Consider the following 16,716-nt stretch of genomic DNA (forward strand, 5'->3'; position numbering starts at 1 on the left):
CTCTCACCAGGGACTACGTCCCAGGTGATTCGCTTCGCTCACCCCTCCGGGGCCGCGCTGAAGCGCGTTCTGCTGCGCAGTCGAGTCCAGGTCGCGGAGCCAAATTCAGAAGCCTCGGGTAATACCGGGGCTTTTTTGTGGCTGCAGGACTCTCACCAGGGACTACGTCCCAGGTGATTCGCTTCGCTCACCCCTCCGGGGCCGCGCTGAAGCGCGTTCTGCTGCGCAGTCGAGAGATTTGAAAGCCTCAGATGAAAATCTGGGGCTTTTTTGTGAGCGATGGAAACCACCCAAGTGCATAGATGGGTGGGCCGAATGCTGAGCTTGCTTGCAGGCACAATTAACCCCGCTCCCCTGATGGGGAACGGGGTTAGATCGCAGCCGGACAGGATCAGTCGATCACTATGCCTTGTGCCTCCAGCTTCACTTCCGTTCCGTTGTGGCCACTCACCCAGGAATTTCCTTGCTGCGCCCAATCCATGTCCAGCGCCGCCGAGTCCTCGTTATCACCGAGAATGTTCAGGATGTCGCCCTGATCGGGCATCTCGAATACATCTTCAGCACTCAGAACCAGGATGTCATTGTCGCTGCTGGTACTTGGGTCATCGCTGACGCTGTCCTGCACTGGCAGCTCCACCTCGGTTCCATTGTGATCACTTATTCCGAAGTCTTCGTCCTGTATCAAATCCTCACCCAGCGGCACCAGGTCTTCATTGTCATGAAGAATACTCAGGGCGCTGTCCTCGTCCTCACCGGTCGTCTCCTCGACGCTTAGAGCAAAAATGCTGTCGGCTCCGCTGGGGCTCAGGCCAACGGCTATGCCTTGAACCTCGAGTTTCACTTCGGTTCCGCTGTGATTGCCAACCCAGGAGCTTCCCTGCTGCGTCCAGCCCTCGCCCAGCGTTACCGAGTCCTCACTATCACCGAGAATGTGCAGCGTGTTGCCCTGATCGGTCATCCCGAACACATCCTCGACGCTTAGATCAGTGATGCTGTTGGCCCCCGCGACACTCAGATCAATCACCTCGATATTGCTCAGGTGGGCGGCCAGTTGACTGCCACTCAGGCTCTCTCCATAGCGCAGTTGAATGGTGTCATTGCCATCACGGCCATCGATCGCACTGCCGGTCCAGAGCAACGTGTCGTCGCCATTGGTTGGCAGCTTGTCCGCGACGTTGATCTGCACCGTTCCGGTTGCCGGAGTGCTGGCTGCTCCCACAGGATTGCCCGCCGCATCCACCTCCTGGGTCCAGGCATTGACCACAATGTCTTGCACCCCACCTGTCCCCTGATGCTTGAAGCCCAGACCATCCAGCTCCGCCTGGGTCAGGTCGCTGATGATGTGCTTGCCACCAACGAAGCTGACACGATCAGCCGCCAACGCAACGCCATTGACGAAGAACAGCACTTTCGCCTGATCCGGGAAACCGCTCAGCTCCAGGGTGGTGAGTTCACGATGGGCATCGGAACTGCCAACCGCTGCCGGGTCCTTCATCTCGGCGTTCAGGTTCAGAGCGATGATGTCACCCGCCGTACCGAAGCTGAGCGTGGGACGCAATTCAAGACCGTCTGCCTGGGGCGCGATGTGAAGATCGAATTCGACCGGCCAGGCTGTGGGTTGCAGACCCGCTTCGCCACTCACCAGGTACAGCTTCAGCTCTTCCAGTGTGCCGCTCCAGTGAGCGGGTGGCTGGATGCCTATGTACGCAGGCAGGCTGCCTCCTGACAGCGGGATTGACCAGGTATTGGTAGTGGCGCTTCCCCCGGCGTTGCTGGCAAGAATGGCCCCTGAGCCATCTGCATTGCTTCCGTAGAAAACGGTGAAGTCCTTCGGCAGGCCTTCGATAAAGGCCGCCTGCAGCGTCTCGCCGGAATCCGGCAGAACCTCGCCATCAATCTGCAGCGTCGCCTGCGACTTCACTACACCATTGTGCTCGATACCCTGCGCCGTGATCGTCACGTTCGGCTCGGTGTTGGTCGGGTTGACCGTCAGGTTCTGCTGGCCGGAAGAGATCATTGCCGAACCACCATTTTCCTGATTCTGCACCCAGGCCTTGAGTTGTACGCTGCCATTGTCGTGCGGGTTCGCCGGGCTGTAACTCAGGTTCAATGGGGTATCCGCCACGACACCTTCGATAACGTAGTACTGGCCGTCAGCCAGACCGGGCACACCCGCCACGTTCTGCAGCGTCAGGGTCACATCACCCTGCTTGAGTTCGCCGGCAAGGGCACTGCCTTCCAGCTGTAGATAGAGCCTGCCATCGAGGATCGCCCAATCCCCGCCTGCGTCGGCGGAGTTGGAAACGGTAATGGCAATCTCGACTTCCTGCCCTTCCTCCACCGGGGCAGCCACAATCGAGACTGTGGCAGCGTCGGTGACGGGCTCCAGCGAGATGTTCGGCTTGACGTTGCCTTCGCTATGCACGCCGTTGTGGTGCAGGGTCACCGTGACATCCAGCGGCAGCCCCGCGCCCAGATTGTTCGGGTTGCTGTTGGCATGTTCCGGCGGTGTGACGTTGATGGCTGCCAAGGCATCATTCATTACCTGCTGGGCGGTCGCATTGGTCACACCAGTGATGGTCTGTGTCCACAGCACCACCGGCTCGCCATTTTCCATCGCAAGCGTACGCGTCATGCCGGAGAACGTCGTCTCGTCACCCGGTGCCGTACGCAGGGTGATGGTCATGCTGTAGGTGGCCTGATTGGCCCCCGTCGTATCGATGGTTCCCGACACCACCTCGGACAGATTGAAGGAGTCATCCTCCGTCTGCGGCACCTCGATGGCATGCAGCGTCACCGTCGGCAGGATCTCCGGCTCGCCGTCGGCAAAATCGGTACTCAGATGCCAGACAAGGCTGGCTTCTTCTGTGTTTTCAGCAGCACCGTCGCGCGTCACGACCGTGATGGTGATAGGCACAGCGGTGAGATTTCCAGCCTGCCCGTTCACGCTGAATTCGATGTCTTGGGTGATGGCGCCCGGCTGGAAACTGCCGGTGACCGGCAGCAGCCACTGGCCATTGCCGGTGAATTGCGCGCCTGTCACAGCCACCCCCTCGGGCACGCCCTGGATGAGGATATGGGTCAGGCGCTCGCTGCCATCGTAGTCACGCTCACCATCCGCATTGCTATCGGGCTCTTTGCTGATGTTCAGGCGAACGGTGACAGTGCCCGCCGCCGTCAGCTCAAAGGCCGAACTGCCCGCCTGGCCATTGATCGATTCCAGCGTAAGGCCGACCTCATCCGTGACCGGCTGGAAGTTCAGTGTGTGGCCGGCGTTTTGCCAGTCGCTCTCAACCGCATCGACAGTGCCGTCCCGAGGAGCATCGATAACCTTGTACTGGACGGTCAGCGCCACATCGCCACTGAAGTTGGGCGCGCCCTTGACATAGATACTTTCAACCTCGCTGACCCCGCTGATCTCATACCAGCCGCCCACCGCAACGAGTGGCTGAGTACCTGCCGCATCGCGGTAGAACGTCAAGCCGGAAACCTCCTGAATCCGAACCGCGCTGATCTGCTCGTCGGTGTCGCCATTCTGATAGACAGGCGATAGATCGACCTGGCGAACCAGATCCTCGATCACGCTGGAGCGAATGGTCAGGGTCGCCTCGGGCGAGGGATTGACCTTGAACTCGACGTTCTCCGGTGCGAAGAAGGTTTCCGATGGGTTGTCGTTTTCGGTGACCACCGGCTGGGCAGTGAATTTGACCGTGCCGCTGTAATTGGGCGGCAGCTTGATTTTCACCGAACCATCGGCAATCTGTTCGGGGGTCACTACCCAGACGCGACCGGTTCCCGTGCCGTTGCCGATAACCGGCCCGGCACCGACGATACCGAAGCCATCCGCTAACCCGCTGATGCGCAGGGTGATGCTCTCCGAGCCGTCACTGGTCGTTTCACCGGAAGCCAGGCTGGTGATCATATCCCGCAGGGCAACCTCATTTCCGCTACTGTCCAGGGCGTTTTCGTCATAGACCTGGGTATTGTCGGGCGTCATCTGCGGTTCATCCGGCACACCCGTCACCGTGATGGTGATCGGCAGGGTATGAGGCGCGCTCGGAGCCGAAATGATGGTCTGTTCAACACCATGCACGTCGGTATAGGTCAGCGTATCGATAGAGACCGCTTCCACCGACAACTGAATGATTTCGTTACTGTCCTTCGGAGGTGTCAGGGTTGGTTGCTTGGTCCTGTCGAAGCTCTCCAGCGTCAACTGGTAATGGCCACTGCCATCGGCGACCAGACCGCTACCGACGCTATAGACAACCCCGTCATAGATGATGCTCGCCCCCGCCGGAATCCCCTTGATGGTGACGTTGAAATCTTCGGTCAGATCATCGCTGGTTGGATTGATATGCAGCGTGACAGGCGCATCTTCCTGAGTGGTGATGCGCGCGCCCACCTGCAGCGTCACCTGGTCGGCTACTGGCGCCAGGATCAGGTTTGACAGCCAGGCCTCACCCGAGACCTGAGTATCGGTCAGGCTGGAATCCTCGTCCTCGTCGATGGTGACAGCCTCGACTTTGATCCTGACCATACCCTTGAAGTTGAGCGGCCCCTTGAACTCCACGGTATCCAGGTAGGCGATGGGGATATCCACCGGCGTGCCGTTGTAGGCGACTGTTCTGAGGCCGGTGCCATCGTGGTATTGGAACCAGGAACCATCGAGGGCGACATCACTTCCGCCCTCGACCTTGAAGGGCGTGAAGCGGGCGAAGGTCTGCTCGCTGCCACCGCTCGGGCCGCCGTTGGCAGCACCGTTGCCATCTTCGTTGGACCAGGGGCCCTTGAGGTCAAAACCATCACTATTCAGACGGAAATAGACGTCCTCTTCACCCACAGTGCTATAGGCGTGCGAGCCGTTCATGCTCAGATCGTTACCAGCCTGACCACCCGAATCCGTATCGGTACGCTCACCAACGGGCCTGACGGTAATGTTCACATCCAGGGAAGGCCTATCCAGACTGGTGACCGTTCTGGTATCGGGATCGCCGGTTACAGCATTGGTGTCGGTGGTCGTGACGGTCAGCCTGATGGTCTCATCCAGGCTGCTATGAGCCGGCGGCCTGATCATGAAGCCATCCAGAACGGCTTCGCGCTCTGCCTGGGTGCCACCGGTAAATTCGATGGTATAGGTCGAGTCCGCCAGGTTTACTGTCCAGGTCGCGCCGTTACTGACCGTTGAGTCCGTTACGAGCCAGTTCGTTGGCACCTCGAAAGACACCGAATCGATGACTTCCGTGCCAGTCCCTGTATCCGTTACCCGCAGGTGCTGCAGGAAGGCCACAGCCGTGTCTTCATCAGTGGTGACATTGCCTGCCGCCACGTCGCCCGCAACCGGCGTGACACGCAGGTTCAGCGTAACGCTATTGTTGCTGGTATCTGCCTCGGCAACGCCATCCGGCGGATTGGATGCGTTGCCCGCAGTGCCTTGGAAGCCATCTGCGTCCTTGTCCTGGGCATTGATGGCAATCACGATGCCATTCAGATCGCCACTGAAGTCGCCGACCGCACCGATGCGGATATCCGGGAAGCTGTCGAGGTCTCCCGTCTGGCCATTGGCGCCGCTCCTAGCGTTGATCGTCCGGGCACCACCCGCCGCCAGCTGCGTGCCATCGACCAGGATCGCCTGCCCGGTAGTGTTGGTGATGGTGATCGAGCGCACCTCGGAGCCGTCCAGGTCGGCAAACTGCGCTTGCAGGATGTCGTTGAGGCGGAAGGTGGTGTCTTCCTTGAGCGTGACGGTGGCTTGCGTATTGTCGGTATAGGTCACGCTGTCGATGTCAGTGCCGCTAACCACGCCAGTGTCGAACAACAGCTCAGCATCATCGGTCACAGCCTGCACCCACACCTTGAAGGTGGCCTCGGATGTTGCGCCGGGCACCGGCGTACCGTTCACCACGGCGATATTGCCTGCATCATCCACTTCATGGCTGGTGGCCTTCACGCTGACGTCGATATTGTCGCCGCGGTGTACAACCGGCAGCAGCTGCAACGCCTCGAACTGAGCCGAGGTCATCTGCACGGCGCCAACCGGTGGTGTCATATCGGCAGGATGCGGCGCGTCCGTCAGCCAGATGGTGACGGGACCGCTGTACGTGATATCCACCGCACCCGAAGAGCCATCAGCTGCCGCCGTCAGCTTCACGCCATTGACCTGCGCACCGGTCAACTCCAGGGTGATTGCGCCCAGGCGTTCGGCTGCATCGCCGACCGCTGCAACGTTCTGGTCGGTGGCATCAGTGATGATGGGCGCCTTCAGGCCCAGCGCTACGGCTGTATCTTCCAGAGTGCTGACATCGGCAAGGGTAACGTCACCTCCTGTCGAGGGCCCCGTACCGTCCATATCCGGCGCATCGGCTACCGGGTTGACCGTCACCTCGATGGTGAAGGTCTTGGTCTCGTTATCCGTCACCGTGGTGTAGGTGAAGGTATCCGTGCCGCTGTAATTGCCATGCGGAACGTAGGTGATGGTGCCATCGGGGTTGACCGTGGCGGTGCCATGGGAAGGTGCGACCGTCCCGCTGCTGCCATCACCGATGGTGGTATTGCCGCCCACGCCGCCTACAGGTCCGACAGCATCAGCGTTGGTGTTGAAGGTAATCTCATCGTCTTCATCCACTTCGACACGGCGTGGCTGAGTCGCGTCGGGTGTGTCATCGAGGACAGTGACGGTAAAGCTTGTATGCACCTGGTCGCCATCACGATCGGTGATACGCACCTGGCCGAATACAAGATCGAACTCATCAACCGGAGCATTCGATCCATCGACGTGATCCAGCGGTTTGTGCAGCCTGAACTCGTAGCCCGGATTGGTCGCCGGGTTGGTGATGACGACGGTAAAGACCTCATTACCCACGCTCTCGCCACCACGATAGGCCGTCAAGGTGTGACCGTCGGCGCTGACGACATAGCTCAGCGTCTGGCCGTTCGACTCCAGGCCAAGAGCCTCCAGCGCTGCCGCAGTAGCTGGTGTGAACTGGGCATCGCCAGCACCGTCGCTGCCGAACTGCACATTCAACGAAGCGCTGACGGTGGTCTGCGGCACATCCGGATCACTGCCGTTGGCCAGGTTGGCCTCATCGACAGTCGCCGACGCGGGCTGGGCGCTGATGCGGGGGCCATCGTCCTTGAAGGTAAACCGCCCTCCCACTTCGACCGCTGTGCTGGAGACGACATCGCCATCGCCATCGGTGGCCGTTGCCGTCAGGGTGATGGCGTCGGAAGCGAGAGTCAGCGAATCATCATGATCATTTACGTTCGGATGCTGCAGGGGACGCTTCTGGGTCAGGGTCACCGCGCCTGTTTCACTGTCGATGGCAATACGAAAGGCTTCCGTCCCCGAGGCGTTGGCCACACCGCCACTGCCGACCAGACCGACAATATCGCTACCCTCCTTGTACAGGTACACACCTTGACCGGTGGCGGTATCGACGACACCGCTGGCCACGCCTGGGCTGGCGACGTTCAAGGCATAGATGAGCGCATTGCTGGTTGCTGCGCCATCGGCGCCGTAGTGGATAGCGAATACGTCTTGCACGAAATCGGTATCGATCGCACTGACGGAGCCATCTACAAAATCCGTTTCATCCACCACCAGATGGCCGAGTTGCGCCGCATCCGTACTCACCTGCGGCACGTCATCTTCCACTTGGACAGTCAAGGTACCGTTGCTGGTGATATTGCCTGCATCCGTCACGCTCAGCGGGATATCCAGCGTCAGCGTGTCATTGCCCGGGCTGCCGTGGGTACGCTGCTCGGTGAGGGTGTAGGTGTAGCTCAGATTGCCAGCAGTGGGCACTTCGCCCACGCTGGCAGTGGCGGTAAAACCGGTCAGAACCAGAGTGCCGCCGGTAACGTTGATGGGAGCCGACGGGTTGGCTGCAAGCGCCTGGAGTTCGGCCACCGTAAAGACTTGACCGCCAACGCTGATGCTTTGCAAACCATCAGCGGCATTGATGCTGATGGTGCCACTGGCTATTTCACTGTCAGCCATACTATCGCTGCCGTTCGCCAGGCCGCTTTCCATGACCGTGACGTGGCCGCTGATCGCCGCGCCATTGGTATCCTGCGGCACGATGCTCGGCGAACCATCGGTTACGCCATCGATGGTGATGGTGAGGGTGGTAGTGCTCCAGTCACCATCGCTGTCCCTGATGGTATAGCTGAACGTCTCGATCAAATGATCCCCATCCTTCAGCGCATTGACCGCAGGGTTGCTGTTATCGAGCGTGTAGCTGTAGCTGCCATCGCTGTTCAGGACCAGAAGACCGTACTGCCCGCTCACCCCGGCGCCCGCAACACCGCCAGCAAGCTCGCTGGTTTCGATGCCTGCGGCGACGCCTACAACAAACGTTGCATCTGCGCCCAGCTCGTCCTCTCCGCTGCCCGCGTCAGTGACGACGTTGCCTCGCAGCGGCCCTGCGGCATCTTCAGTGATGCTTCCGGTGTCCGGGTGGGCTACAGGCACGGTGTCGGTGATCAGGACGATCAGGTCCACAGGAGCGGAGGTCTGATCGGCATTGTCGGTCACGGTAATGGGAAAGCGATCGGTCACATCGCCGCCGCCATGATCCTTGCTGGTCCCGGTCTGCTGGTAGCTGTAATTCACCGTTCCTGTTGCCGGGTCGTAGCCCGTCAGCCTCAGGGTGCCCTCGGAGCCGGGGATCACTCTGGGCGTGGTGTCCAGCGCCGCCAGTTCGCTGGCCGTGACAGTCTGCCCGCCGACAATGATGTGCTTGAGACCATCCGGCGCGCTGATCTGGAACTCGCCGGTCACCGGTGTGGCGGCATCCTCGGCAATGCTGTTGACCCCTGCCTCGAGCCCGTTATAGTCGGTGACGGTAACGACGGGGATGCCATCGGTATGGCCATGGATGGTGATGGTGAGGGTGGCGGTGGATTTGTCGCCGTCATTGTCAGTAAGGGTGTAGCTGAACACTTCGTCGTTCAGGCTTTCGTCGGTCCTGAGTGCGTTGACGATCGGATTGCTGTTGTCCAGTTCATAGGTGTAGCTGCCATTGGCGTCGAGCGTCAGCGTGCCGTACTTGCCGGTGATGACCGTGGCCAGGCCTCCATCGGCTACATGCGTACCCTCGGCTACTCTGCCGGCCTGCACACCCGAAATAGCTGCGCCATCCGCGCCCTGGCTGTCTGCCATATCACCGGCACTCGCCCCACTGCCGCCCAGGACATTGCCGCTGATCGGGTTCGGAGTACTGTCCTCCCAGATGCTGTTGACGTCATCGACCGCTACCGGCACATCATCGACGATCTTGATGTTCAGGATATTGCTGTCGCTGTCGTCATCGCTGTCGTTAGCCGAAATGTCGAATACATCGCTGATGTCAGTAGCCGACACGTCGGGCGCGTTTTTCAGCGTATAGCTGTAGTCGATGCGGACAAGGCCATCGGCGCCTTTGCTGTAGCCATCCAGTACCAATTCACCGTATTCGGTGGTGATGATCTGCGGAGTCGTGCCAAGCGCTTCCACCTGAGCCTTGTTCAAGGTCAGGGTCTGACCGGTGCCGCTGGCATCCTTGTAGCCGATGGTGAGCGCTACGGTCGAATCGAGGCCATCCAGCGCACTGATGGTGAAACTGGAGATGACCTGGGTATCGGGCGTATTCGGATTGGAACCGTCTACGAGACCGCTCTCGAACACCACATGGTCCTCGACGTTCCCCGCCTGAGGATTGACGGGGTGTACGACCGGCACATCGACGATGACCGGATCATCCACCGGCGTGACCTCGATGACCAGATTCGCACTGTCGCTGCCACCCTCACCATCGCTGATGCCGTAGGTAACAGTCGGCACCGTGCCGTTCCAGCCCGGCACGGGCGTGAAGGTGTAGCTGCCATCGCCATTGATGATCAGCGTACCGATGCCGGGAATCGTCGCAGTACTGCCAGCCGTATGTTGTGTAGGATCGCCGGCCACGACGAAGGTCGTCACCGTCAGCGGATCGCCGTCGGGATCGCTGTCGGCAGAGGCACCCGGAACGGTCGAGCCAGCGCCCGTGAGCACATTACCACTGACCGGAGTACTCTCTGGGGTCGTCGCATCGTCATCCCTGGCTGCTGGCCCGGGATTGGTCACGGTCCAGATAAAAGTGATCTCGGTGCTGTTGCCCGACGGGTCGGTAACGGTCAGGGTGACCGGGTAACGGCCATCGTCATTCGGGCCATTCTGACTGGCGGAGCGATCGATGGAGCCTGTGATTTTACCGGTATCGGGGTCGATGGTCAGGCCATCCGGGAGTCCCGTGGCCTCATACTTCAACGGACCGCCGCTGTTGTCGCTGACGAGGGGCGAGAGATCCAGATCGATGATATCCGCATCCACGTCGCTCCGGTCCGGCACCATGCCCGAAGGCGGCGTGGCATTCACTGGCCTGTTGTCAGTGGCACTGCCGCTGTTGCCGGAAGGCTCGGTGATCGTGGCGGTAACCGGCACATCGGTGTCACCCGGTGACACCGGCACCTGAACGATGATCCCATTGTCCAGATCGTCCTGAGTCACTGGACGATTGAGCAGTTCGTTGCCGTTCCTGTCGGTGACCACCAGCGTGTCACCAACCCGAACCTTGTCATCCAGAATTATCAGCGCCGCAACGGTGCCGTCCGGGCCGATTTCAGCCTCGTTATAGATCCCATCAGGACCAGCGCCCTGCAGCTCGATGGATACGCCGGGAGTGCGCGGCTCGGGATCATCTTCGTGACGCAGAGAGCCGCCCCGATGCTCCCGCCATTCTTCCGGCTCGAATACACGATCAGGCAGGCTCATGCCCATCGGGCGCAGCAATTCCTGAATGCGGGCGACAGTAAGCGGGGTGATGCCGTCGGCTTCGATGATCTCGCCGATGCGTACCAGCTGGACGAAGTTATGGCCTTCGGCCCTCGGCTCATCATCGCGGGCGTTCGAATCGAGTGGCCGTTCGGCCTGTTGACGAATATTCAGCGGGGCAGGCGCCGGAACCTGCATGGTGGTCAGGGCGATGGCGTCATCGACCAGGGCATTCTGCTCGCCGATGAAACTCAGCAGCTGGTTGTCACCGAAGTCGAGATCCACCTGGGCGCCCGGCGCTGTGATCAGCACTTCATCGCCGCGCAGGCGGTCACCAACCCTAAGTTCACGGCGATCGCCATTGGCGGCCTGGGCCCAGGCCTGGCCAACGAGAGAGACAACAATTGCCAGAGTGTTCATATGGACCTCGATACGGGTTTTCTATGCTGAATGATGTCAGGCACGTAAATGATCAACGCTCGCTCAAGGCATTGGCCTTGGCGCGCAGTACGGGTTTGAGCAGGTAGGACAGAATGCTTTTTTTGCCGGTCATGATGTCCAGCTGGGCGGTCATGCCCGGAATGACGGACAACCGCCGGGCGAAATCACTGTCGGTAGTGACGGCACGTACCAGATAGAAGGTGTTGTCGCGTTCATCGGTAATGGTGTCGGCGCTGATGTGCTGCAGCGTCGCCTCGATGCCGCCGTAGATGGAAAAGTCGTAGGCATGCAGCTTGATCGTGGCGGGCAGCCCCGGACGGAGGAAGGCGATGTCCTTGGGCGATATCTTGGCCTCGACCAGAAGCCGGTCGTCGTTGGGCACGACTTCGATGACCGCATGTCCCGGCTGCACCACACCACCGATGGTGTTGAACAGTACGCGCTGCACGGTGCCGTTGACGGGCGAGCGGATTTCCGAGAATTTCACCCGATCGGCCAGCCCATCGACGTTTTTATCCAGGCTGTTGAGCTGCGCGGAGGCCTCGCTCAGTTCAGCCCGCCACTGATTGCGGGCAGTCAGCTCCACTTCGCTCAGGCGCGCATCGGCCTCCTGGATACTGGCCTCGATCTGCCGCGCCCGCGCGGCGGCCTGACGCCGTTCGCCATCGGCACTGGCCTGGTCGCGCTCAAGGCGCAGGATATCCATCTCCGATACGGCGCCGGAGTTGAGCAAGGGCCGGGTCACTCGCAGCTCCTGGCTGGACATCTGCCAGGCCTGCTCCGCTGCGCGCAGGCGCGCCTTCACCTCGTTGAGTTCCTGTTGCCGCTGGGTGCGCTGCTCACGGGCGATGGACAGCCGCTGGCCGAGTTCCTTCAGGCTTTCCTGGTAGTAGTTGTGCTCCCGGGCGATGACCTGTGCCTGGGTCGCACTCATATCCTCCGGCGTCAGCGGCTGGTACGGCTTATCGTCGATCAGCGCCTGCAGACGCTCGACCTTGACCCCGAGGGCAAAGGCCCGAACGCTGCCTTCCTGGTAACTGGCGACGAAGCGAGTAGGGTCTATGCGCACCAGCAGGTCATCCTTGCGCACCGCGTCACCTTCCTCGACGAAGACTTCCTCGACCACCCCGCCGTCCACCGACTGGACGATCTGCAATTGCCGCGAAGGGATGATCTTGCCTTCTCCTCGGGAGACTTCATCGACGCTGGCGAAAGCCGACCACAGCAGCAACAGCACGAAGGTCAGGGCAATTGCGTAGAGCAGGCCGCGGGCGCGCAACACCCGCTGCCCTTCCAGCGCCTGCTCGGCATCCTGCTGCCAGTCATGCGAGCCGTTGCGCAAGGCCGAGAAGAACGGGCGAAATAGCCGGTCGATGCCGCGACGCCCATGTACACCGACGGAATCCATCCGGCTCAGGTGCTCGAAGGCCAGCTGCTCGGTCTGTTTTTGTGTCACGTCCTTGCTGATCACGGCGCCACCTTCTGCATGGAACCGCTCTCCAGGGCTTTCAGCACACTATGCTTGGGGCCGTCAGCGATGATCTGCCCGCCATCGACGACGATCAGCCGATCCACCAATGCCAGCAGGCTGGTGCGGTGGGTTACCAGCAGCAGTGTCTTGCCCTGGCTGTATTGCCCCAGCGCCTTGGCGACATGGTTCTCCAGAGCGCTGTCCATGGCGCTGGTGGGTTCATCCAGCAGCAGGATGCTGCTGTCGGCCATGACCGCTCGGGCGACGGCGATGGTTTGTCGCTGCCCGCCCGAGAGCCGGCTGCCACCCTCGCCCACCGGCATCGAAAGGCCGTCGGCATGGCTACCGATCAGAGACTTGAGGCCGGAGATATGAATGGCTTCCAGCAGCTTTTCGTTGCTGGGGTTCTCCACGCCCAGGGTGATGTTTTCGTAGACCGTGCCGCTGAGCAGCTGCACGTCCTGCGGGATATAACCGATGTTGCGCCGCAGCTCCGCCGGATCGATCTGCTCGATATGCACGCCGTCCACCAGAAGAGTGCCGGCGCTGGGCCGATAGAGACCGAGCACGAGCTTTTCCAGGGTGCTCTTGCCAGAGCCGACACGTCCCAGAATCCCGACCCGCTCGCCAGCGCGGATATGCAGAGAGACGTTGGACAGAGCATCGCGCTGCTCGTCGGGATACCTGAACGAAACATCCCTCAGCTCAATCTCGCCACGCAGGCGGGGCCGGCTGATCAGTTGCCTGCCGGGCGTGCGCTCCTGCTCGTTGGCCATGATCTGTTCCAGCGAGGCCAGCGCGGTTGCCGCCTGGTAGTACTGCGTCAGCAGCGAGGCGGTCTGCGCCACCGGCGCCATGGCACGGGACGAGAGCATATAGGCGGCGATCAGCGCGCCCTGACTCATCTGCCCGTCGATGACCAGATAGACGCCGACGATGATCATCGACACGGCGACCAATTGCTGAATCCAGGACGCTCCCGAGCCCACCGAAGCCCCCAGCAGACGCAACTTCGCCGAGCAGCCGGAAAGAAAACGGGTCGCCTGCTCCCAGCGGCTCTGCATTCTGCTGGTGGCGTTGAAGCTCTTCAGGGTCTGCGCCGCCGCCAGGCTTTCGATCAGCCCCGAACTGCGCTGGGAACTGGCCTGGCTTATGACTTCGGACAGCTGTCGCATCCTGGCCTGAACGGACAGTGCGTAAAGAATGATCAGCGCCGCGCCGAGCAGCACCGGGATCGCCATCACCCAGGAGATCAGCATGATGATCAGCGCGAACAGCAGGAAGAACGGCAGGTCGATCAGCGCCGTGACGGTCATCGAGCCGATGAACGAGCGCACCGACTCGAAAGACTGCACGTTGGAGGCGAAAGAGCCGACCGAGGACGGGCTGTGCTCCAGACGCATCCCGAGGATGCGCTCCATGATGCGCGCCGAAAGCGTGATATCGGCACGACTGGCCGCCAGCTCGACGAACCAGCTGCGCAACATGCGCAGCGCCAGGTCGGCACAGACGATAATGGCCGCGCCCAGGGCCAGCACCCACAGGGTGTCGGTGGCATGGTTGGGCACGACGCGGTCGTAGACATTCATCACGAACAACGGCATGGCCAGAGCGAACAGGTTGATGACGAAGGCCGCGATGAGGATGTCGCGATACACCGGACGATTGGCGCGGATCACGCTCCAGAACCAGTGCCCGTCCGGATCCTGGCGTGCTTCACTCTTCTTGCGCCCTTCCTCCAGACGAAAGCCGGGGCGGCAATAGAGGACGACACCCGAACAGCATGGCCTGAACGCCTCAAGTTCCAGCTCCTGGGCTTGCATGCCCAGCTCGGGAAAGATCACCCGGACCTTCTGCTTGTCCAGATCCATCTCCTGCAGCAGGCAGGCCTTGTCGTCCTTGAGCAGGAGAATGCAGGGAAGCAGCAGACCGTTGATGCTTTCCAGCGGCTGCCGCGACAGGCTGGCGTTCATGCCAACACGCTCTGCGGCCCTGGGGAAAACCGAAGGTGTCAGGCGCCCCTGCACCAACGGCAGGCCGTCGGTGATCGCGTCACGGCTGGTCGTTGTGCCGTTGGCGTTCGCCAGCCACAGCAGGCAGGCGCTCAAGGGGTCGTCTGGCAAGGCTTGCATGGGTTGTCCTGTACGGGTGCAACTGAGGGCGCGGCGCAACCGCTGGCGGTTGCGCCGGTCGGTTCGGGGTTACGGCGCGCGGTTGATTTTCAGTTCGACCCGGCGGTTTTCCGCACGCCCCTCTGCCGTCTCGTTGCTGGCGATGGGCTGGTCCGCACCCACCCCGGAGACGGCGATAATGGCGCTGTCAACACCCCTGGAAACCAGCAAGTCACGCACTGCAACCGCGCGGGCCAGGGACAGCTCGCGATTGAGCGCGGCGGAGCCCGTGCTGTCGGTATGGCCAACGATGCTGATCGCCAGCAGATCGCCCTGCCCGGCCACGCGCTGGATCAGGTGCTGCAGACGGACAATCGAGGCCGGCTTGATTTCAGCGCTGGCGGTATCGAACAGGGCATCGCCACTGAGATCGATGGTTTCTGCCAGTTTGACCGAGGGCAGATACAGATTCAGGTCCAGCCCGGCGTCCGGCGAGATCTGGCAGAACGGGCTGGAGGCCGGGGAAGCCGGGGATGCGTAGAGGTCGTCCAGGGTCGGGATCGCTTCGCTGGAGAGCGACAGGGTCTGCAACAGACGCCCCATGCTGTGCAACGTACGGAAGCGGGCCGTTTGCAGGTCGAAATTGCCATCGACATAGGCACGTTCGGCCTGGAAGGCTTCGTTTTCAGAGTCGAGAACATCGAGCAGCGAACGTCGCCCGATATCGAACTGCTCCCGGTAGGCCACCACGACATTGGCCGAACCGTCACGATGCGCTTCGAGGAAGACACGCTTTTCCTGCAGATTCATCACATCGCCGTAGGCGATGGTCGCGGTCTGGCGCAGATCGACACAGGCCTTGTCACGCAGGCTTTCGGCCTGGTTGATACGGCGGAACGCGGCACGCTCCGCCGCGCGATCGCTGCCGCCACGGAACAGGTTATAGCGGGCGCGCAGCTCGACGATGCTTTCGTTGCCGTAAGGATCGGGGTCGGTGCGGTTGTCGAAGCTGTTGTTGTTCTTGTACAGCCCGTGGCGCAGGCCAAGCTCCAGAGTCGGATAGCGATTGGCCTTGGTTTGCGCCAGGGCGGCTTCCGCCGTCTGGATATTTTCAAACGCGGCATACAGCGCGGGATTGTTGAGATAGCCCTCTTTCAATACATCCCGCAGCTCAGCCGGAACACCCGCCGCATCGACGGGTTCCAGGGTGCTAGCCGGTGTACGGCCAACCAGGCGCTGGAAACGCGCGGTAACGCTTTGCAGGTTGGCAATTTCGGTCATCAGGTTGGAGCGCGCCAGCGACAGGCGCCCATTGATCTGTTCCAGATCCGCACGGTTGCTGACGCCACGCTGCGCCCGCTGCCCGATCTGATCCTGCACACGCTGGTGGTTGGCCAGGTTGCGCTGCGCCAGTGCGACCAGCTCGCGATGACGAAGCACGCTCAGGTAGGCTTCGCTCGCTTCCAGCGCCTTGGTTTCGGCCTCGTCCAGCAGCTCGTAATAGCGCACCCGGCTGGTGTGATCAGCCCTGGCCAGGCTGTTACGCACACGGAAACCGTCGAACAGCATCTGCGTCAGGGATATTTCGGCGTAGTTGCGCGAATAGTCGCTGCGGCCATCGAACTGGCGGTTCGCCTGGCCGGCAGAGGCACTTATGTCAATGGAAGGCAGGTAGCCGCCGAAGACCTCACGGCGATCTTCCGTGGTCGCATGAAACGCCTCCAGTCGCGTTTGCAGCTCGGGATTGAACGCGAGCGTTTCCTTGACGACACCCAGCAGGTCGTCCCTGGGCTCCGAGGCGCTGACGACGACGGGCGCAAGGCCGAAAAACATGGCAAGCGCGAGTTTGCGGAACGGAAATTCAACGTGCATAAGGTCCTCTAAGCAATCTGATGCTCAATGCT

General features: G+C 61.2%; 4 protein-coding genes. All 4 read right to left on the reverse strand.

From position 1 onward, the window contains the following. Positions 1 to 391 precede the first annotated feature (391 nt). Positions 392 to 11,209, reverse strand: a complete 10,818-nt coding sequence (locus tag G7020_RS14900) for a DUF5801 repeats-in-toxin domain-containing protein (protein ID WP_181085791.1) — start codon at positions 11,207 to 11,209, stop codon at positions 392 to 394. Positions 11,210 to 11,261: 52 nt separating this feature from the next. Continuing rightward, positions 11,262 to 12,701 (reverse strand): HlyD family type I secretion periplasmic adaptor subunit, encoded by a 1,440-nt coding sequence (locus G7020_RS14905; RefSeq protein WP_219852713.1) that lies wholly within the window; start codon positions 12,699 to 12,701, stop codon positions 11,262 to 11,264. Next, positions 12,698 to 14,833, reverse strand: a complete 2,136-nt coding sequence (locus G7020_RS14910; protein WP_181085793.1) for a type I secretion system permease/ATPase — start codon at positions 14,831 to 14,833, stop codon at positions 12,698 to 12,700. Before G7020_RS14910 ends, G7020_RS14905 begins: the two co-directional genes overlap by 4 nt. Before the next feature lie 69 nt (positions 14,834 to 14,902). Then, positions 14,903 to 16,684, reverse strand: a complete 1,782-nt coding sequence (locus tag G7020_RS14915; protein ID WP_181085795.1) for a TolC family outer membrane protein — start codon at positions 16,682 to 16,684, stop codon at positions 14,903 to 14,905. Positions 16,685 to 16,716 lie beyond the last annotated feature (32 nt).

The sequence above is a fragment of the Stutzerimonas stutzeri genome (assembly GCF_013522825.1).
In the GTDB taxonomy this organism is placed as follows: domain Bacteria; phylum Pseudomonadota; class Gammaproteobacteria; order Pseudomonadales; family Pseudomonadaceae; genus Stutzerimonas; species Stutzerimonas stutzeri_AK.